This is a genomic window from Neorhizobium sp. T7_12 (assembly GCF_002968535.1).
GTDB lineage: Bacteria > Pseudomonadota > Alphaproteobacteria > Rhizobiales > Rhizobiaceae > Neorhizobium > Neorhizobium tomejilense.
The window spans coordinates 35,379-55,806 of record NZ_PVBK01000022.1; the positions used below are offsets into that span (position 1 = coordinate 35,379).

At 62.6% G+C, this 20,428-nt stretch carries 15 protein-coding genes; 5 read left to right on the forward strand and 10 right to left on the reverse strand.

The features are described 5' to 3' along the window. The first annotated feature begins 3 nt into the window (after positions 1 to 3). From C5J26_RS28330 to trxA, 4 genes are all read left to right on the forward strand, one after another. The gene (locus C5J26_RS28330) at positions 4 to 750 is read left to right on the forward strand and encodes a nucleotidyltransferase family protein (protein WP_105404804.1); all 747 of its coding nucleotides are present in this window, start codon (positions 4 to 6) and stop codon (positions 748 to 750) included. Then, a complete protein-coding gene (addB, locus tag C5J26_RS28335) occupies positions 747 to 3,950 on the forward strand; it encodes a double-strand break repair protein AddB (RefSeq protein WP_105404805.1) in 3,204 nt (1,067 codons plus the stop codon). The genes C5J26_RS28330 and addB overlap by 4 nt, the downstream gene beginning before the upstream one ends. Continuing rightward, positions 3,943 to 7,488 (forward strand): double-strand break repair helicase AddA, encoded by a 3,546-nt coding sequence (gene addA / locus C5J26_RS28340; RefSeq protein ID WP_105404806.1) that lies wholly within the window; start codon positions 3,943 to 3,945, stop codon positions 7,486 to 7,488. Before addB ends, addA begins: the two co-directional genes overlap by 8 nt. A 72-nt stretch (positions 7,489 to 7,560) precedes the next feature. Beyond that, positions 7,561 to 7,881 carry a thioredoxin gene (gene trxA / locus C5J26_RS28345; RefSeq protein ID WP_038547409.1) on the forward strand — a complete coding sequence of 107 codons (321 nt, stop codon included), beginning with the start codon at positions 7,561 to 7,563 and terminating at the stop codon, positions 7,879 to 7,881. Between the two features lie 81 nt (positions 7,882 to 7,962). On the opposite strand, the gene C5J26_RS28350 is transcribed toward trxA, so the two are convergent. The 9 genes from C5J26_RS28350 to C5J26_RS28390 all read right to left on the reverse strand — a co-directional run bounded on the left by C5J26_RS28350 (position 7,963) and on the right by C5J26_RS28390 (position 17,034). Further along, on the reverse strand, positions 7,963 to 9,315 hold the full coding sequence (locus C5J26_RS28350; protein ID WP_245441308.1) for a folylpolyglutamate synthase/dihydrofolate synthase family protein: 1,353 nt from the start codon (positions 9,313 to 9,315) through the stop codon (positions 7,963 to 7,965). Between the two features lie 33 nt (positions 9,316 to 9,348). Further along, positions 9,349 to 10,245, reverse strand: coding sequence for an acetyl-CoA carboxylase, carboxyltransferase subunit beta (gene accD, locus C5J26_RS28355; RefSeq protein WP_105404807.1), 897 nt, complete (start codon positions 10,243 to 10,245; stop codon positions 9,349 to 9,351). A gap of 39 nt (positions 10,246 to 10,284) precedes the next feature. Beyond that, entirely contained in the window at positions 10,285 to 11,124 is an 840-nt protein-coding gene (gene trpA, locus C5J26_RS28360; RefSeq protein ID WP_105404808.1) for a tryptophan synthase subunit alpha, read from the reverse strand. Between the two features lies 1 nt (position 11,125). After that, positions 11,126 to 12,346 (reverse strand): tryptophan synthase subunit beta, encoded by a 1,221-nt coding sequence (gene trpB, locus C5J26_RS28365; protein WP_105404809.1) that lies wholly within the window; start codon positions 12,344 to 12,346, stop codon positions 11,126 to 11,128. 11 nt (positions 12,347 to 12,357) lie between these two features. Then, entirely contained in the window at positions 12,358 to 13,014 is a 657-nt protein-coding gene (locus C5J26_RS28370) for a phosphoribosylanthranilate isomerase (protein ID WP_105404810.1), read from the reverse strand. Between the two features lie 210 nt (positions 13,015 to 13,224). Beyond that, positions 13,225 to 13,986 carry a M48 family metallopeptidase gene (locus tag C5J26_RS28375; RefSeq protein WP_046606625.1) on the reverse strand — a complete coding sequence of 254 codons (762 nt, stop codon included), beginning with the start codon at positions 13,984 to 13,986 and terminating at the stop codon, positions 13,225 to 13,227. Between the two features lie 91 nt (positions 13,987 to 14,077). After that, entirely contained in the window at positions 14,078 to 14,500 is a 423-nt protein-coding gene (locus tag C5J26_RS28380; RefSeq protein WP_046668110.1) for a DUF2852 domain-containing protein, read from the reverse strand. 149 nt (positions 14,501 to 14,649) lie between these two features. Further along, positions 14,650 to 15,933, reverse strand: a complete 1,284-nt coding sequence (locus C5J26_RS28385) for a polyhydroxyalkanoate depolymerase (RefSeq protein WP_105404839.1) — start codon at positions 15,931 to 15,933, stop codon at positions 14,650 to 14,652. Between the two features lie 258 nt (positions 15,934 to 16,191). Then, positions 16,192 to 17,034: a fumarylacetoacetate hydrolase family protein gene (locus tag C5J26_RS28390; RefSeq protein ID WP_105404811.1), complete on the reverse strand. Its 843-nt coding sequence runs from the start codon at positions 17,032 to 17,034 to the stop codon at positions 16,192 to 16,194. 155 nt (positions 17,035 to 17,189) lie between these two features. On the opposite strand from C5J26_RS28390, the gene C5J26_RS28395 reads away from it, so the two are divergent. After that, entirely contained in the window at positions 17,190 to 17,789 is a 600-nt protein-coding gene (locus C5J26_RS28395) for a nitroreductase family protein (protein WP_105404812.1), read from the forward strand. A gap of 132 nt (positions 17,790 to 17,921) precedes the next feature. On the opposite strand, the gene gyrB is transcribed toward C5J26_RS28395, so the two are convergent. Continuing rightward, entirely contained in the window at positions 17,922 to 20,357 is a 2,436-nt protein-coding gene (gene gyrB / locus C5J26_RS28400; protein WP_105404813.1) for a DNA topoisomerase (ATP-hydrolyzing) subunit B, read from the reverse strand. Positions 20,358 to 20,428: the final 71 nt, after the last annotated feature.

Here is a 20,428-nt window from a genome sequence, read left to right on the forward strand (position 1 = left end):
CCGATGACCATTCAACGAGCCCCCATCAAACAGGCCATGGTGCTTGCCGCAGGGCTCGGCACTCGCATGCGGCCGATCACCAACACAATGCCGAAGCCGCTGGTGCCGGTCGCCGGTAAGCCGATGATCGATTACGTGCTGGATTCGCTGAAAGAAGCTGGCGTCGAGCGTGCGGTGGTCAATGTGCACCACTTCGCCGACCAGATGGCAGGGCATCTTGAAGCTTACAAGGGCCTCGAAATCCTGATCTCCGACGAGCGCGACGCGCTGATGAACAATGGCGGCGGTATCGTAAAGGGGCTGAAGCTCCTCGATCGCGGCACGGTTTTCATCATGAATGCCGACCTCTTCTGGATCGGCGAGGCACCCGGCAAACCGACCAACCTGCAGCACCTGGCAAATTTCTTCGACCCCGAGCGCATGGACATCGCGATGCTCTGCGTCGATATCGACAACACGACCGGGCACAATGGTATCAACGATTTCGGCATGGATGCGGATGGCCTGTTGAGGCGTTACCGGGACGATCCGACCAATCCGGTCGTCTATGCCGGCGCCTTCGCGATGAGCCCGTCTTTTCTGGATGACGCGCCGTCCGATGCCTTCAACATCAATATCTATTTCGACAAGGCCATCGCTCGCGGCCGGCTCTTTGGCACCATGCTCGACGGCCACTGGATCACCGTCGGCACGCCGGAAGCGCTGCCGGAAGCCGAAGCGGTGATCGCCCGCTATCCGGTGGAGGCATGACCACGCTATCCGGCAAGAAGCGGGTCTTTTCGATCCCCGCCGGAGCGCCGTTCCTCAAGACCGTGGCAGCGGCACTCTGCGACGGCCGGCTCGACGAGACCTTCCGCTACGACCCGGCCGACCCGCTTTCGCTCGCCGACGTGACCATCTATGTGCCGACGCGCCGTTCGGCCCGCGTGCTGCGCTCGGAATTCGTCGATTTGCTCGGCGGCCGCTCGGCAATCCTGCCGGTCATCCGGCCGCTTGGCGAAACCGATGACGACAGCGGCTATTTCGACCTCGTAGCGCCTGAGGAGATGGACCTGGCGCTGCCGATCGGCGGCACCGCGCGCCTGCTCGAACTCGGCCGGCTGATCCTTGCCTGGCGCAACCAGCTTCCGAAGATCGTGCTCGACGTGCATTCGGAATCACCGCTCGTCGCACCGGCCAGCCCCGCCGATGCCATATGGCTCGCCCGGGCGCTTGCGGAGCTCATCGACGCGGTCGAGACTGAAGAGCGCGACTGGGCGGATCTTAAAAAACTCGACACCGGCGAACATGCGCTCTGGTGGCAGCTGACCGCCGAGTTCCTGTCGATCGCCAGCGCCTTCTGGCCGCTTCGTCTTGAAGAACTGCGCCGTTCTTCGCCAGCGAAACACCAGGCGGCGATCCTGCGCGGCGAGGCACGGCGGATTTCGTCCAGGGATCACAAGGGACCGGTGATCGTCGCGGGTTCGACCGGGTCGGTGCCGGCCGCTGCCGATCTGATCGCCGCGATCTCTAACCTTCCGAACGGTACCGTCGTTCTGCCGGGGCTCGACCTCTCGATGCCGGCGGATCAGTGGGCGATGATCGGCGAAGAAACATTTGACGGTAAACCCGAACCCGCCAGCCGCAGCCATTCGCAATTCGGCCTGTCGCGGCTGCTCAGGAAGCTCGGCGTGACGCGGGAAGACGTGGAAGTGCTCGGCGAAGTTCCGGGCGATCTCGCCTTCCGCGCCGAAGCCCTCTCCCAGGCGCTGGTGCCCGCCAAGGCGACCGACCGCTGGAGCACCTGGCGAGACAGCGCCGACCCCTCCCTCCTGGCCCAGGCCTTTGCCGATGTCTCGCTGATCGAAGCCTCGAACGAACGCGAGGAGGCTGTGGCGATCGCCATCGCGCTCCGGCTGGCGCTTGAGCAGCCGGGAAAAGACGGCGGCGAGAGCCAGGCGGCACTGATCACACCCGATCGTGCGCTGGCCCGCCGGGTCACCGCCGAGCTTTCCCGTTTCGGCCTGCTCGCCGACGATTCCGCCGGTTCTCCGCTTTCCGGCACGCCGCAGGGCACACTGACCCAGCTTCTGCTCGAAGCAACGCTCCGGCCGGGCGATCCGGTGGCGATCGTCGCGCTCATCAAACACCCGCTGATGCGCCTCGGCCTGCCAGTCGAAGATCTGCGTTCAGCGGTCGAAGCGCTCGAAATCCTGGCGCTGCGCGGCGGCCTCGGCGACATGGACATTTCGGCGCTGGAGCCGCTGCTCGAAACCCAGCTTGCTGCCCAGCTCAAAGACCGGCATACGCCTCACTGGCGGCTGTCGCTGCCTGCCGACGCCGTCGACAAGGCCCGCGACCTCGCCCGGCGGCTGGCGAAGGCGGTCGAGCCGCTCGCCTCCGCCCTCATCCGCCGCCGGCCGGACGGGCGCGGCCTCACCGCCAAGCTGACGCTCTCCGACTGGGCCGAACGCACGGGCCGCGCGCTGGAAGCCATCTGCGTGGATGAAGGGAAAAACCTCGCGGCGCTCTGGTCCGGCGAAGCTGGCGAGCGGCTGGCGGGGTTGCTCTCCGAAGTCATCGACACCGACGGGCAGATGGAGGCGGACGGTCCCCAATGGATCGACATCGTCATGGCACTGACAACAGGCGAGGCGGTAAAGCCCCGTTCGCTCAGCCATCCGCGCATCTTCATCTTCGGCACGCTGGAAGCCCGGCTGCAGAGCGTCGATACGATGATACTCGGCGGCCTCAACGAAGGATCCTGGCCGGGCCAGACCGTCAACAACCCCTTCCTGTCCCGCACCATGAAGACCGACATGGGGCTGGAACCGCCGGAACGCCGGATCGGCCAGCTTGCCCACGATTTCGAAATGGCCTGCGGCACCCGGCATCTGATCCTGTCGCGCTCGACGCGGCAGGGATCGACGCCGACCGTCGCCTCGCGCTGGCTGCAGCGGCTGCTGGCCCTGGGCGGAAGACAATTTGCGGAAGATCTCAAGGGCCGCGGCCACCAATACCGCGATTGGGCTTCCATGATCGACGCCGGCGAAAACCAGCCGGTTGCCAAGCGCCCGGCCCCGAAACCTCCGGCGGACCTGCAGCCTGTAAAATATTCCTTCAGCGAGGTCGGGCGCCTGCGCCGCGACCCCTATTCCATCTATGCCCGCCGGATCCTGAAGCTCGATCCGCTCGCCCCGTTCAACCGCGATCCTGGCGCCTCCGAACGCGGTACACTCTACCACGCGATCGTGGACCGCTACACGCGCGAGGGCCACAAGCCCGGCACGCCTGCGGCCAAAGAGGCGATGCGCCGGATCACCCAGGAACTGTTCGACGCCGAACAGCTGCCGACCCATATCGACCGCGTCTGGCGGCCCCGTTTTGTCGAAGTCGCCCGCGCCTTCCTGGACTGGGAAGTCGAGCGGGCGCCGGATATCCTCAGGACGATGACGGAAGTCGGTGCCGGCTGGGATCTGGAGCCCGCCGGCATCCGCGTCACCGGGATCGCCGACCGGATCGACATCAAAGGTTCGGGCCTTGCGGACATCGTCGACTACAAGACGGGCCTCAGCCCTTCCGTTTCCCAGGCTCGGGCGCTGCTCGATCCTCAGCTCGGGCTTGAGGCGGCGGCGCTTCGGGCCGGAGCGTTCAAGGATGCGGGTCCGTTGACGCCTGACCAGCTGCTCTATGTCCGGCTGCGTCCCGGCGACCGGTTCCGGGAAGACAAGGTCAACAACGAGGGTTCGAGCGCGACGGCCAAGCGGCAGCCGAAATCCGCGATCGATCTGGCCGACGAATCCCTCGAACAGCTCACCCGGTTCGTGATCACGCTGCGCAATGGAGAAGCCGGCTTCGCATCGCGGCTCGTCCCGATGGCGCAGAATGATTTCGGCGGCGAATACGACCACCTCGCCCGTGTTGCCGAATGGTCGACGGCCGACGACGAGGAGGCGGAAGTCGATGAGTGATCTGGCTCCGGAGGGCGACGACCCGATCAAGTGGATCGACTGGACGACGGTGCAGCAATCGCTCGCCTCCGATCCTATAAGTTCCGCCTGGGTTTCCGCCAATGCCGGCTCCGGCAAGACGCATGTGCTGACCCAGCGGGTCATCCGCCTGCTGCTCGCCGGTTGCCGGCCTTCATCGATCCTCTGCCTCACCTATACCAAGGCGGCCGCATCGGAAATGTCGAACCGTGTCTTCCAGCGGCTTTCGGAATGGACGGTGCTTTCGGACGACGAGCTGCGCAAGCGGATCGCTGGCATCGAAGGCGCTGAGCCGGATGTTTTTAAGCTCGCGGAGGCGCGGCGGCTGTTCGCGAAGGCTCTGGAAACGCCGGGCGGGCTGAAGATCCAAACCATCCACGCCTTCTGCGAAGCGCTGCTGCACCAATTTCCGCTCGAAGCCAATGTCGCCGGGCATTTTTCGGTGCTCGACGACCGCGCCGCCTCCGCCCTGCTTGCCGATGCGCGGCGCTCGCTGCTGACGGCGACCTCTGCGGAAGAAGACCCGGTGCTCGCAGAAGCCTTTGCGCACGTCCTGGATCTCGGCGACGAATTCGGGCTCGAAACGCTGCTCGGCGATATCATCGCCAACCGCACCGCGATCCGCCGTTTCATTGCCCATGCCGAACGTCACGGCGGCATCGGCGTCGAGCTGAAGCGCGCGCTGGGGTTGGGGCCAGCCGACACGGAAGACAGTATAGCAGCAGCCTACTGGCCCCTGCCCGGTCTCTCCGGCCTGACGCTCGATCTCTATCTGGCGCTTGCCGACCAGAAGGGCGGGCAGAAGGTCACGGAAGTCGCTTACGGCCTTCGACTGGTCGCCAAGGAGCCGGATGTCCTGAAGCGAGCCCAGCATCTCGATCAGATTTTCCTTACCCGCGAGGGCAAGCCGAAAGCCGACAGTTCGCTGGTCGCCAAGGCGATGACAACGACGGCACCGGAACTGACCGACGCCGTGGCGGCCGGTCGTGCCCATGTCGTCGCTTGCCGCGACCGACTGCGGCTGATCCGGATGTTCCTCGCTACCAAGGCGGCGCTGACGCTGGCGCAACGCCTCAACGACGATTACGAGGACCTGAAGAAACAGCGCAGCCTGCTCGACTTCGAGGATCTGATCGCCCGTACCGCCGATCTTCTGACCCGCGACGGCGTCGGCGCGTGGGTGCATTACAAGCTCGACCAGGGCATAGACCACATTCTCGTCGACGAGGCGCAGGACACCAGCCCGATCCAGTGGACCGTGATCAAGTCGCTCGCGGAGGATTTCTATTCCGGCGCCAGCGCTCGCGAGACCCGCCGCACCATCTTTGCCGTCGGCGACGAAAAACAGTCGATCTATTCCTTTCAGGGCGCCCGGCCGGAGCGATTCGCGGAGGAACGCAGCGAGACGGAGAAGCGGGTGCGGGCCAGCGACCAGGCCTTCCACTCGGTGCGGCTGCCGCTCTCCTTCCGCTCAACGGCCGATGTGCTCGCAGCCGTCGACCAGGTGTTTTCTCTGGAGGAGAACTTTCGAGGTCTCAGCGCACTGGGCGAACCGGTGCAGCACCGTTCCAACCGGATCGGCCACCCGGGCGCCGTCGACCTCTGGGATGTCGTGGTGCCGGAAATCGCCGAACAGGAGGAGGACTGGACGGCGCCATTCGATTCGACGCCCGACAAGGCACCTTCCGCCATTCTCGCCGGCCGGATCGCCAACCGGATCGAGGAGATGATCGGCAAGGAAACGATCATCGAAAAGGGCGTCGAACGGCCGATCGAGGCCGGTGACATCCTCGTTCTGGTCCGAAAGCGCGACGCTTTCGTCAACGCGCTGACCCGGGCACTGAAACGCCGCGACAATATTCCCGTCGCCGGCGCCGACCGGCTGCGGCTGACGAGCCATATCGCGGTGCAGGATCTCCTGGCGCTCGGCCGCTTTCTGCTGCTGCCGCAGGACGATCTTTCGCTGGCGGCGCTGCTTAAAAGCCCGCTCTTCAATCTCTCGGAAGAGGACGTCTTCGAAGTCGCGGCGCTGCGGGCGGAGAATACCAGCGCCTGGGCTCAGCTCAACCGCCTGGGCGACGAACAGCCGCTCCGGTTCCGAGATGCGGCCGACCGGCTCCAGCATCTTCTCGGCCTCTCGCGGCAGCTCAGCCCTCACGATCTGTTTGCCCGGATTCTCGGGGCGCAAGGCGGGCGACGGAAATTCCTTGGCCGGCTCGGTACCGAGGCGGGCGATATTCTCGACGAGTTCCTGACTTTCGCGCTCGACCACGAAACAAATGGATTGCCGGGCCTGCAGGCCTTCATCTCGACGCTGGAAATCGAATCGCCGGAGGTGAAGCGCGAACAGGACGGCGGCCGCAACGAGGTGCGGATCATGACCGTGCACGCTTCCAAAGGCCTGGAAGCGCCGGTGGTGTTCCTAGTCGACAGCGGCTCGAAGGCCTTCATTTCCTCGCATGTGCCGAAATTCCGGCTGCTTCGGATCGCCGGCGAGAATGTGCCCGCCTGGATGCCCGGCAAGATGCTGACCAACGCGATGACATCAGCCGACGACGATCGGATCAGGACTTCCACCGAGGAAGAATATCGCCGGCTGCTCTACGTGGGGATGACACGGGCTGCGGACCGGCTGATCGTCTGCGGTTATCGCGGCAAGATCGACAATCCCGATACCTGGCAGTCGATGATCTCGAAGGCGCTCGCTGCCGACGAACACCATTGCAGCCCGGCGGAGTTCCACGGCTCGGATGGCGAATGGGGCGGTTTCAAATGGCGGCTTCCGGCCGCTCCCGGACAGACGCCGAAGGCGGCGCACAAGGAGGCGGCGGCAGCGGACAGAAAGCCGCTTCCGCCAGCGCTTTCCCGTCCCTTGCCCGCGCAAAAAATCCTGCCGCGGCCGCTCAGCCCTTCCGGCGCCGGCACGATGATCGATGACGACGCGGATGACCTGATCGTCGCTTCGCCGCTGTTTGCCGATCAGAAAGACAGTGCGGGACTGGCGCTGCAGAAGGGCAAGCTGGTCCACCGCATGCTGCAGATGCTGACGGATTTTCCAGAGCCTGAACGTGCCTCCGCCGCCCGTCGTTATGCGGACCGTGCGGCCCGTTTCTGGCCGGCAGCGGAGCGCGAAAAGCTCGTCGCCGGGGTCATGTCGGTGCTTTCGCACGCCGAACTCGGGCCTGTGTTTTCCGAGCGCAGCCAATCGGAAGTCTCGATCATGGGCACGCTGGCGCTGGAAGGCCGCGACTATGCGATTTCCGGCCGCATCGACCGGCTGGTGGTGACCGAGGATCGGGTGATCGTCCTCGACTACAAGACCAATCGCGTGCCGCCGAAGACCTCGGAGGACGTGCCGCGCTCCCATCGCGCCCAGCTCGCCATCTATCGCGAGATCCTGAAACCGCTTTATCCGGCAAAGGATTTTGAATGCGTGCTGGTCTATACCGAGTCGGCGCAAGTGGTTACGCTGCCGGCGGAACTGCTGTCACGCTCGCTTGCGGAACTCAAAACAAAGTGAGATAGCGGCCATTGAAAACTTTGAGCGGGAAGCTCACATTTACACCAACAGAGAATCGTGAAGGAGAGCCCTATGGCTACCGTAAAAGTCGATAACAGCAACTTCCAGGCCGAAGTCCTCGACGCCGCCGAGCCGGTGATCGTGGATTTCTGGGCCGAATGGTGCGGCCCTTGCAAAATGATTGGCCCGAGCCTCGAAGAAATTTCGAACGAACTCGCCGGCAAGGTGAAGGTCGTCAAGCTGAATATCGACGAAAATCCCGAGCTTGCTGCCCAGTTCGGCGTGCGCTCGATCCCGACGCTTGCCATGTTCAAGGGTGGCGAAGTCGCCGACATCAAGGTTGGCGCCGCTCCGAAGACCGCCCTTTCGGCCTGGATTTCCAGCGCCGCCTAACTTCCAGTCGCATGCCCGCGTAAAAAAGCCCGGCTGATCCCTGCAGCCGGGCTTTTTCTATGTCGGTCCCGGCCCTTCCGGTCAGGTCGGCGGGGTGCCGTTGTCGGCAAGTACGTTGCCGGCGAAATAAAGCGAGCCGCCGATCAGGATACGCGGCGGCGGGCCCCCCGGCACCTGGCGGCGGGCGATTTCCTGCAGCGCCTCGGCCGTGGAGCCGGCGGGTTCGGCCACCAGGCCCGCGTCGAATGCGGCATGGGCGAGAACCACCGGGTCGAGCCCCGATTCGCTGCCGCGGATGCGCACGGTGAAGACGTGTTCGGCGATGTCGGCAAAAGCGCGGAAATAGCCGATCGGATCCTTGGTGTTGATCATGCCGGCAATGATGTAAAGCGGCCGGGCCTGGCGTTCCTCGAAGGATGCCATTGCCTCGGCGATTACCTCGCCGGCGCCGGGGTTGTGCCCGCCATCCAGCCAGATTTCAGAACCCTCGGGCGCATATTGCAGCAGTTTACCTTCGGTCAGCTTCTGGAGGCGGGCGGGCCATTCGACCGTCGCCATCGCCTTTTCCATCATCGCTTCGGTGACGGTGAAGCCAGCTGCCTTGACGGCGCGGATGGCGGCAGCGGCGTTGGCGTATTGGTGACGCCCCGGCAGGCGCGGCAAAGGCAGGTCGGCAAGGCCGTACTCGTCTTGATAAATCAGCCGGCCAAATTCCTCGTGGGCCGAAAATTCCTGGCCATAGACGGCGGTCGGACAGCCGAGCCGTTCGGCAGTCGAAACCAGCACGTCGCGGGCCGCCTCAAATTCCTGCTGGCCGATGACCACCGGGCGGCCGCGCTTCATGATCCCCGCCTTTTCGGCGGCAATCAGCTCGACCCGATCGCCGAGATAGGCCTGATGGTCGAGCGAGATCGGCATGATGACCGAAACCGCCGGATCGGAAATGACGTTGGTGGCATCGAAACGGCCGCCGAGGCCGACTTCGAGGATCACCGCATCGCCGGGTTGTTCGGAGAACAGAAGGAAGGTCGCTGCGGTCAGGATCTCGAAGACGGTGATCATCTGGCCATTATTGGCCGCCGCGATGCGCCGCAGGGCATCCGCCAGCATCTCGTCGCCGACGATCTGGCTGCGGCCGCCTTTGACGCCGATTCGGTAGCGTTCGTGCCAGTTGACGAGATGCGGAGACGTGTGGACATGCGTGGCGTAACCGCCTGCTTCGAGCAGGGCGCGGCAGAAGGCGGTCACGGAGCCCTTGCCGTTGGTGCCGGCCACATGGATGACGCGCGGCAGTTTCCTGTGCGGATTGCCGAGGAGTTCGAGCAGGCGGGTGATCCTGTCGAGCGAAAGATCGAAACCCTTCGGATGAAGGGTCATCAGCCTATCGATTTCCCGTTCCGCCTCGCTCACAACGGGCTCGTTCATGGTGGTCATCCCGCCGCTCCGGCTCTCGATGCTCTCTTTCGGTCAGGCGCTGAGCGCGATGGGCGCCGGAAGCGCCTCCTGGACAGGCTGCTTTGTCAGCATCTTCAGGATCTTGGCCAGCGTCGACGGAATGTCGTGGCGCTTCACCACCATGTCGACCATGCCGTGCTCCAGCAGATATTCCGACGTCTGGAAACCTTCGGGCAGCTTTTCGCGCAGCGTCTGTTCGATGACGCGCTTGCCGGCAAAGCCGATTTCGGCACCGGGCTCGGCGATATGGACGTCGCCCAACATCGCGTAGGAGGCCGTGACGCCGCCGGTCGTCGGGTTGGTGAGCACAACGATATAGGGCAGGCCCGCTTCCTTCACCATGTCGACCGCAACCGTGGTGCGCGGCAGCTGCATCAGCGACAGGATGCCTTCCTGCATGCGGGCGCCACCGGAAGCCGGGAAGATCACCAGCGGGCATTTTTCGGTGAGAGCTCGTTCGCAGGCCCGGACGATCGCCTCGCCAGCCGCCATGCCGAGCGAACCGCCGATGAAGTTGAATTCATGCACGACAGCGACCAGCTTCAGGCCCTGGACCTCGCCGAGGCCGGCAAGAATCGTGTCTTCCTGCTCGGTCTTGATGCGGCTGTCCTTCAGGCGGTCGGCATACCGTTTCGAATCGCGGAATTTCAGGGGATCCTGGGCGACCTTCGGCTGCGGGAACGCCTCGAAGACACCGCCGTCGAAAAGATCGACAAGGCGCGCCTTGGCGGGCATCTTCATGTGGAAGCCGGAAGCGGGGATGACCCACTTGTTTTCTTCCAGATCCTTATGAAAGACCATTTCCCCGGTTTCCGGGCATTTGATCCACAGATTTTCCGGAACGTCCCGGTTGGGACGACCGAGCATGGAGTTGATGCGCGGCCGGACGTAATTGGTGATCCAGTTCACTTGGCGTACTCCCGATTAACTCAAGCCTAATGTGGGAAACTATTCGGCGGCAACAAGGCGGGCAGCGCGCACGCCGGTTGCAAGGCCCCGAACCAGGGTTGCGACCGCAGCAACGGTATCCGGACCGGCCTTGCCATCCTTGGTGAGGCTGCCGGCGATCTGGCTGACGATCGCCGAACCGACGACGACGCCGTCCGCTGCAGCACCGATTGCCTTGGCGTGATCCGCAGTCTTGACGCCGAAACCGACGCAGACCGGCAGAGCCGTGTGGCCCTTGATGCGCTTGACGGCTCCGCCGATCAGCGACGGATCCGGAAGGGCCGAGCCGGTGATGCCGTTCATCGAGACGTAATAGACGAAACCCGACGTGTTCTTGAGGACGGCCGGGAGACGCTTGTCGTCGGTGGTCGGGGTGGCGAGGCGGATGAAGTTGACACCCTTGGCCAGTGCCGGAATGCAGAGCTCGTCATCCATTTCCGGCGGAAGGTCGACGACGATCAGGCCGTCGATGCCGGAGGCGATCACGTCATCGAGGAATTTTTCGACGCCATAGACATAGATCGGGTTGTAGTAGCCCATCATGACGATCGGCGTTTCGGTATCGCCTTCGCGGAACCTGCGTGCGAGCTCGAGCGTCTTTGCAAGCGTCTGACCGTCCTTCAGGGCGCGCTGACCGGCCATCTGGACCGCCGGGCCATCGGCCATCGGATCGGAAAACGGCATGCCGAGCTCGATCAGATCGGCACCGGCATCCGGCAGTGCCTTCATGATGCCGAGCGAAGTCTCGAAATCCGGATCGCCGCCCATGATGTAGGTGATCAGCGCGGGGCGACCCTCGGCCTTCAGGGCCGCGAAACGTTTGTCCATACGAGCGGTCATATCAAAGCTCCATGCCGAGAATCTTGCCGACGGTGAAGATGTCCTTGTCTCCACGGCCCGACAGATTCATCAGGATGATTTCGTCCTTGCCCATCTTGGGGGCGCGCTTGATCACTTCGGCGAGCGCATGGCTCGGCTCCAGCGCCGGGATAATGCCTTCGAGGCGGGTCAGCATTTGGAAAGCGTCGAGCGCTTCGTCATCCATGATCGGCACGTATTCGGCACGGCCGATGGAATGCAGCCAGCTGTGCTCCGGACCGATGCCCGGATAGTCGAGGCCGGCCGAAATCGAATGGCCTTCGAGGATCTGGCCGTCGCCGTCCTGCAGCAGATAGGTACGGTTGCCATGCAGGACGCCAGGCGATCCGGCGGTGATCGAGGCGCAGTGCTCGACGCCCTGGAGACCACGGCCACCGGCTTCGACGCCGACGATCCGGACGCTGTCGTCATCGAGGAAAGGATGGAAGATGCCGATCGCGTTCGACCCTCCGCCAACGGCGGCAATGACCACGTCAGGCAGCCTGCCTTCGGCTTCCAGCAGCTGGGCGCGGGCTTCGGTGCCGATGACCGACTGGAAGTCGCGAACCATTTCCGGATAGGGATGCGGGCCGGCGGCGGTGCCGATCAGGTAATAGGTGTCGTCGACATTGGTGACCCAGTCGCGCAGCGCCTCGTTCATGGCGTCCTTCAGCGTGCCGTGACCGGCGGTGACCGGACGGACTTCAGCACCGAGGAGCTTCATGCGGAAGACGTTCGGCGCCTGGCGCTGAACGTCGGTTGCGCCCATGTACACGACGCAGGGGAAGCCGAAACGGGCGGCAACGGTCGCGGAGGCAACGCCATGCTGGCCGGCGCCAGTTTCGGCGATGATACGGGTCTTGCCCATGCGCTTGGCGAGCAGGATCTGGCCAATGCAGTTGTTGATCTTGTGCGAACCGGTATGGTTCAGCTCTTCGCGCTTGAAATAGATCTTGGCGCCGCCGAGATGTTCGGTCAGGCGCTCGGCGAAATAGAGCGGGCTCGGGCGGCCGATATAATGGGCGCCGAGATCAGCCAGTTCCTTCTGGAAGGCCGGATCGTTCTTCGCCTTTTCCCATTCCCCCTGGAGATCCAGGATCAGTGGCATCAGCGTTTCGGCGACGAAGCGCCCGCCGAAAATACCGAAACGGCCATCCTCATCGGGGCCGGAACGGAACGAATTGGGTTTTGGCGTCTCGTTCACTGTCTACTCCCTCACGCGCTTTTCCGACCCGCATCTGCAACGGCATCGAAAAACGCATCGATCATTCCAAGGTCCTTGATACCCGGCGCACTTTCGACGCCGGACGATAGATCGATACCGGTCGCCCGCGTCGATTTGAGGGCGATGGCGGCATTATCCTTGTTCAATCCTCCCGAAAGCATGTAATCCACGCCCTCGTCAAGGGAAGCCATCAGGCTCCAGTCAAAGGAAATGCCGTTGCCGCCCGGCAATTCAGATCCGGCGGGAGCTTTGGCATCGAAGAGAAAACGGTCAGCGACGCCGATATACGCATCGACCTGGTCAAGATCGCCGGCTTCCTTCACGGAAAATGCCTTCATGACCGGCAGGCCGAAGAGCGCCTTGACCTGCAGAACCCGTTCCGGGCTCTCGTTGCCATGCAGCTGCAGGATATCCGGCCGCACCATGGATACGATGTCGTCCAGTTCCTCGTCATCGGCATCGACCGTCACCGCGACGAGCTTCACCCGTCCACGGACTCGATCGGCAAGGTCTCCAGCAAGGTCCGGTTCCACATAACGCGGGCTCTTGGCAAAAAAGATGAAGCCGATATGCGAGGCACCCCGCGCCACGGCGCGATCGACAGCCTCGGGGGTCTTCAACCCGCAGATCTTGATATCAGGTTTCATGAGGTGCGGATTGGCATGAAATTCCGCCGGAGTCGAGGCAAATCATAGCCGAGAGCGCCGCGTTTGGGGCATGGGTCCTCGGGTCGAGCCCGAGGATGACGACGGAGAAGGTGGCGGATGGCTAAGGAGCGGACGGCTGGTGATCGCCAACGGGCGATAACATCCAAGCTGGTCATCCTAGGGCTTGACCGAGGATCCACAGGCGGTCTCCTACTCGAAGTCGATCGCGTGCAGCTGCGAGCCGTGCTGTTTCAGCCATTTGCGCGCTTCTTCCATGCGCGGGCAGAGCTCCCTGCACAGGGCCCAGAATTTCGGACCGTGGTTCATCTCCTTCAGGTGCGCCACTTCATGGGCGGCGAGATAGTCGATGATCAGAGGCGGAGCCATGACGATGCGCCAGGAAAAGCTGAGATTTCCATCCCAGGAGCAGGATCCCCAGCGGCTGCGGGTATCCTTCATGGAGACCGACTTGATCGGCTTGCGGATGGCGGCGGCGTGGCGGGCGACCAGCACTTCGAGATCCTTGCGCGCTTCCTTCTTGAAAAAGGCGGAGAGCCGGCGGCCCATATGATCCTCAAGGCCGCTCACCCTCAGCACCGGTTCGCCGTCGATCAGCACCGCCTCGGTAAGGCCGCGGAGCGTGCCGGTATGTTCGATCCGGTGAGGCACGCCGCGAAAGGCGATACGGCCGCCGGGGCGAATCGCACTGTCCGCAGAGAATTTCGCCAGCTTGGTCAGCAGCCAGCCCTGATGGCGGTCGAGAAAATCGTCAATCTCGCGCTTCAGCAGGCCCGCCGGCACGGTGAGATTGAGCGCGCGGCCGCCGGGTTCGATCCTGAGCGTGATGCGGGTGGCACGGCGGTTTTCCCTGATCGTCAGCGGCATCGCCCGATCGCCGACATCAAGAGTCCGCTTAACCGTTTCGAGCGGTTTAGGTTTGGAGCGGACTGGCTTTTTCAGAAGCGCGAACATGGACCCTTTCTAGCCGATTCCCTTACATAAAAAAGCCGGCGCCTCACAGACGCCGGCTTTCCATCACGTTTCACGTGAATCCTTGGGAGGATCAGAGATCGACAACCGGGTTCTGGCCGGAAGAGCGGTTCTGCCGCTCGCGCATGAAGCGATCGAACTCTTCCTGGTCCTTGGCACGGCGAAGCTCGCGCACATAGTTGTCGAATTCTTCGCGCATTTCGTCCAGCTTGCGGCGTTCTTCTTCGATCCGGTCGATCTCGGTCTTGCGCCAATCGTCGAAGGCGATGTTACCAGTGGTGAAATGCGTGTTGTAGCGGGACTTCGCCCGGCGGCAGCCGGCGAACATGCGATCGGCGCGGTCGTTGGCATCGCGCTTGAAGCCGCGGAGCCTGTCCCCGAAGAGAATATAGGCGAGCATGGCAAGGCCGAGAGGCCAGAAAACGACGAAACCGAGCACCATGAGCGCGATGGTGGCCGGCGTCCAATCCGGACGAATCAATGCTGACTGGTTCATTGGTCACACCCTGATGTTTCAGCGGGTGGCCACATGCCAGCCCGTCTCATTCCGATTTGGTGAGCCCATGATCCGCCTTCAAGAAGACGGATCATTAAATTCAAGAAGATGCTGAAATATAAACCGGAATTCGAAGAACCCCGCCGAGCTTAACCGACCTTGCCGCCCCTTATCACACGCTTGACCGGAGTCTTCTTCGGTGCGGACTTGGCATGTTTCTGGGTGAAGGCGACGATCCGCGGGGCTATCTCCCGACGGAAACGCGAGCCGTTGAACACGCCGTAGTGGCCGACATCCGGCTGCATGTAATGCAGGCGCATGTCATCGGGGATATTGGGGCAGATGGTCTGCGCCGCATTGGTCTGGCCGAGACCGGAAATATCGTCGTTCTCGCCCTCGACCGTCAGAAGCGCCACCTGATGGATGAGCTTGGTATCGACCGGTACATTCCGGTGCATCATCTCGCCCTTCGGCAGCGAATGCTTGATGAAGACCGTGTCGACCGTCTGGAGGTAAAACTCCTCGGTGAGGTCCATGACCGCCAGATATTCGTCGTAGAACTCGCGGTGCTTCTCGGCGGACTCGCCGTCGTTCTTGACGAGGTGCTGGAAGAATTCCTTGTGGGCGGTCACGTGCCGGTCGAGGTTCATCGACATGAAGCCGGACAATTGCAGGAAGCCTGGATAGACGCGGCGCATGAAACCGGAATGCGGCCACGGCACGTTCATGATGACCTTGTCGCGGAACCATTCGATCGGATGTTTTTCCGCGAGCTTGTTGACGGCGGTCGGGTTGATGCGGGTGTCGATCGGGCCGCCCATCAGGATCATCGAGGCCGGAACCATCGAATCGCGCTGCGATTCCATCACCGCCACGGCAGCAAGCACCGGGACCGAGGGCTGGCAGACACCGATGACATGGGCGCCAGGGCCGATCGCGTGCAGCATCTCGATGATGTAGTCGATATAGTCGTCGAGATCGAAGCGGCCATCGGTGATAGGCACCATGCGGGCGTCGATCCAGTCCGTGATATAGACATCGGCGCTTGGCAGCAGCGCTTCCACGGTGCCGCGCAACAGGGTCGCATAATGGCCGGACATCGGCGCGACGATCAGGATCTTCTGGTCCGGTGCACGGCCGGCCGGCAAGTCACGGCGGAAATGCAGGAGATTGCAGAACGGTTTGTTCCAGACGATCTCTTCCGTCACCGCGACGGTCTCGCCGTCGACGATCGCGAACGGGAGATCGAAGGCCGGCTTACCGTATCGGCGCGTCACGCGCTCGAAGACTTCAAGGCCGGCGGACAGCGTCCGGCCCATCGTCGTATGGGAAAACGGATTGAGCGGGTTGGAATAGAAGAAGTGCATGGCATCCGCGGCAGCGCGGACAGGAGCCATCGCGGCGTGGTTCATCTCGTAGAACTGATAGAACATCGAGGTGCTACCTTTCGTGATTTCCGACAGCGCATTCGACAGGGGCATCGAACCGATCGGTTCAGGAGCAGCGTGGGGATAGGCTAGCACTTTTCTATTGCGGTGCAACATTATGGGGATACCGGCTGAATTGGCCAAGAGGAAGGCGGAACCGCAGATCATTCTGCTGTCTTGAGAATGACATGTAAGCCTTAAAGTTCCACCTTCCAAGCCTGGTTAAGGACTCATGCCCGCCGGCGGGCATGAGTCCCCGATCATTTAGATATCGGCGACGAAGGTCTGGCGCTGGGTGCCGAGGCCATCGATGCCGAGCTCGACGACTTCGCCAGGCTTCAGGAAACGCTGCGGCTTCATGCCGAGGCCGACGCCCGGAGGCGTGCCGGTGGAGATGATGTCGCCCGGATGCAGCGACATGAATTGGCTGAGGTAAGAGACGAGATAACGGACGCCGTAGACCATGGTCTTGGTGGAGCCGTTCTGCATCTTCTCGCCATTGACCGTGAGCCACATGCCGAGGTTCTGCGGATCGGCGATTTCGTCCTTGGTGACGAGCCAGGGGCCGATAGGGCCGAAGGTGTCGCAGGACTTGCCCTTGGTCCACTGGCCGGAGCGTTCGGCCTGGAAGGCGCGTTCGGAGACGTCGTTGGTCAGGCAGTAGCCGGCGACATAATCCATCGCGTCAGCTTCCGAGACATATTTCGCGGTCTTGCCGATGACTACCCCGAGCTCGACTTCCCAGTCGGTCTTCTGGGAACCCCGCGGGATGACCACGTCGTCGTTCGGGCCGACGATGGCGGAAGTCGCCTTCATGAAGATGATCGGCTCCGGCGGTACGGTCGCGCCGGTTTCGGCCGCGTGGTCGGAATAGTTGAGGCCGATGCAGATGAACTTTCCGGTGCCGGCGACGCAGGCGCCGATGCGGGTCGGCTGCAATTCGGGCAGGCTTTCCGGATCAAGAGCGGCGATCTTGGCAAGGCCCTCCGGGGAAATGGCAGGCCCGGCAATATCGGCGACATGGCCGGACAGATCGCGAATCTTGCCCTTGTTGTCAAAAAGTGCCGGCGTTTCATGGCCCGGCTCACCAATGCGCATCAGTTTCAAAACATGATCCTCCATTTAAGCGAGGAGGTTTATGGAACATGCGTCCCGGCTTGTCACGCCCGTTTTCAGCCAACCAGAAGTCTGTTGCCAAGCAGGTCGACGGGCCTATTGTTAATGTTAAATCTACTCCCGGCCTGCAATTTCGGAGAATGCTCATGACCAGCAGCAACACCCGCGACTCGGAGTTTCCGATCGATACCTTCTTCCTCGACCGCTGGTCGCCGCGGGCGTTTACCGAGGAAACGATCGATCAGGCGACCATGCTGACGATCCTCGATGCTGCCCATTGGGCGCCCTCCTCCGGCAACAACCAGCCCTGGCGTTTCATCTATGCGCTGCGCGGAACGCCTTCTTTTCCGGTGCTCGTCGACATTCTTTCGCCGGGTAACCAGCGCTGGGCGCAGAACGCGGCAGCGCTGATGATCGTCGTGTCGAAGACCTATCGGGTCGCGAGCAATGGCGAGCGCCGGCTCGCCTACACCCATTCCTACGATACGGGTGCTGCCTGGTTCTCGGTGATCTGCCAGGCGATGAAACTCGGTTATCACGCCCATGGCATGGAGGGTTTCGACAAGGAAAAGGCCGTCGAAGCGCTGGGCATTCCGGAAGGTTACCGGGCCGAGGCAGCGGCTGCGATCGGCCGCATCGCGGACCGGAGTACGCTTCCCGACGACCTTGCCGAGCGGGAGGTTCCAAGCAAGCGCAAGCCGGTTTCGGAGATCGCCTTCGAGGGAAAATTCACCGGAGAGCCCTGAGCGCCGGCGATGCCTCGAAAATTGTTTCACGTGAATCCCTATCCACAGGAAAGATTCACGTGAAACACTTTCGAACTGGACAAACAAAAAACGGCGGCCCGAGGATCGCCGCTTTTTTGTAAAGCTTCAACGTCAGATGTCGAGGTTGGCAACGCTCAGCGCGTTTTCCTGAATGAACTCGCGGCGCGGTTCGACTTCGTCGCCCATCAGGCGCGAGAAGAGGCCGTCGGCATCGGTCGCATCGTTGACCCTGACCTGCAGCAGCGAGCGGACGTTCGGATCGAGCGTCGTTTCCCAGAGCTGCTCGGCATTCATCTCGCCGAGGCCCTTGTAACGCTGCATGGAGAGACCCTTGCGGCCCGTCGCGAAAATCGATTCCAGCAGCGCGCGGGGGCCGGACATTTCCTGCTGACCATCCTTGCGGGTGAGGACCGGCGGGGTGCGATAGATTTCCTGCAGGCGCGCCGTCATCTGGTCGATATGGCGGGCATCGGCCGAGCCGATCAGCGCCACGTCTACGGAGGCGACTTCCTTGACGCCGCGCACCATGCGCTCGAAACGCAGGCCGCCTTCGTCCGTCACATGGCCGGTCCAGCCGCGTTCAGTCTCTTCGGCGATCATGTCCAGGCGGCGAGCCACTTCGTCGGCAGTCTGCTGGGCCCGTTCGCGGTTATCAGTCAGTTCCGGATTGAGGGCACCCGCGATCGCGGCCTGTTCGATGATCGAGCGGCTGTAGCGGGAATGCAGGCCTTCGACCAGGCTGCGCAGGCGCAGCGCATCCTGGATGACTTCGCGCATATCCTGTCCGGCACGCACTTCGCCGGAACCGAGCGTCAGCGTCGCCTCTTCGAGGCCCATGGTGATCAGGTACTCTTCCAGGGCGACTTCGTTCTTCAGGTACTGGATCGACTTGCCGCGGCTGACCTTATAGAGCGGCGGCTGGGCGATGTAGATATGGCCGCGCTCGATCAATTCCGGCATCTGGCGGAAGAAGAAGGTCAGAAGCAGGGTGCGGATATGGGCGCCGTCGACGTCGGCGTCCGTCATGATGATGATCTTGTGGTAACGCAGCTTGTCGGCGTTGAACTCGTCCTTGCCGATCGATGTGCCGAGCGCGGTGATCAGCGTGCCGATTTCCTGGCTTCCGAGCATCTTGTCGAAACGGGCACGTTCGACGTTGAGAATCTTGCCGCGGAGCGGGAGAATCGCCTGGTTCTCACGCGAACGGCCCTGCTTGGCGGAACCGCCGGCGGAATCGCCCTCGACGAGGAACAGTTCGGACTTGGCCGGGTCGCGCTCGGAGCAATCGGCAAGCTTGCCGGGCAGCGATGCGATATCGAGTACACCCTTGCGGCGGGTCAGTTCGCGGGCCTTGCGGGCGGCTTCGCGGGCGACGGCCGCCTCCACCACCTTGCCGACGAGAATCTTCGCTTCGGTCGGATGTTCCTCGAACCAGGTGCTCAGGGCTTCGTTCATCAGGCTTTCGACCACCGGCCGAACTTCCGAGGAAACGAGCTTGTCCTTGGTCTGCGATGAAAACTTGGGGTCGGGCACCTTGACGGAAAGCACCGCGGTGAGGCCTTCGCGGCAGTCTTCTCCCTGCAGCGTGACCTTTTCCTTCTTGGTGATGCCGGAACTATCCGCATAGGACGTCACCTGACGCGTCAGGGCGCCGCGGAAGCCGGCCATATGGGTGCCGCCATCGCGCTGGGGAATGTTGTTGGTAAAGCAGAGCATGTTTTCGTGGTAGCTGTCGTTCCACCACATGGCTACTTCGACCGTCATGCCGTCCTTCTCGCCCTTGATGCTGACCGGCTTTTCGACCAGCGGCTTCTTGGAGCGATCGAGATAACGGACGAAGGCTTCGAGACCGCCGTCATACAGCATCTCCTCTTCCTTGACGTCCGGCTTGCGCTTGTCCGTTAGCCGGATTCTGACGCCGGAATTCAGGAACGCCAGTTCGCGCAGACGATGCTCGAGCGTGCCGTAGTCGTATTCGGTCATCGTGAAGGTTTCGGAGCTTACGAGGAAGGTAACCTCGGTTCCGGAGCGACCTTCGTATTCGCCGATGACCTTGAGCGGGCCGTCGGCAACGCCGTGGGTGAAGGAGATTTCGTGGAGCTTGCCGTTGCGGCGGATGCGCAGCTTCAACCAGACGGACAGCGCGTTGACGACCGAGACGCCGACGCCGTGCAGACCGCCCGAGACCTTGTAGGAATTCTGGTCGAACTTGCCGCCAGCATGGAGCTGGGTCATGATCACTTCGGCAGCCGATACGCCCTCGCCGGTGTGAATATCGGTCGGGATACCGCGGCCGTTATCCGTCACGGTGACGGAGCCGTCCGCGTTGAGCGTGACGGTCACCAGGTCGGCATGGCCGGCCAGCGCCTCGTCGATCGCGTTGTCCACGACTTCGTAGACCATGTGATGCAGGCCGGAGCCGTCGTCCGTATCGCCGATATACATGCCGGGCCGCTTACGCACTGCATCGAGGCCCTTCAGAACCTTGATCGAGTCGGCACCATATTCGGCACTCGCGCCATTATCGCTGACGGGTGTATCGGTCATCAAGTATCTTCCAATTCGTTTGAGATGCCGGTTAAGCGAATCACCGGCCATTCCACCCTCAGAATATAGGG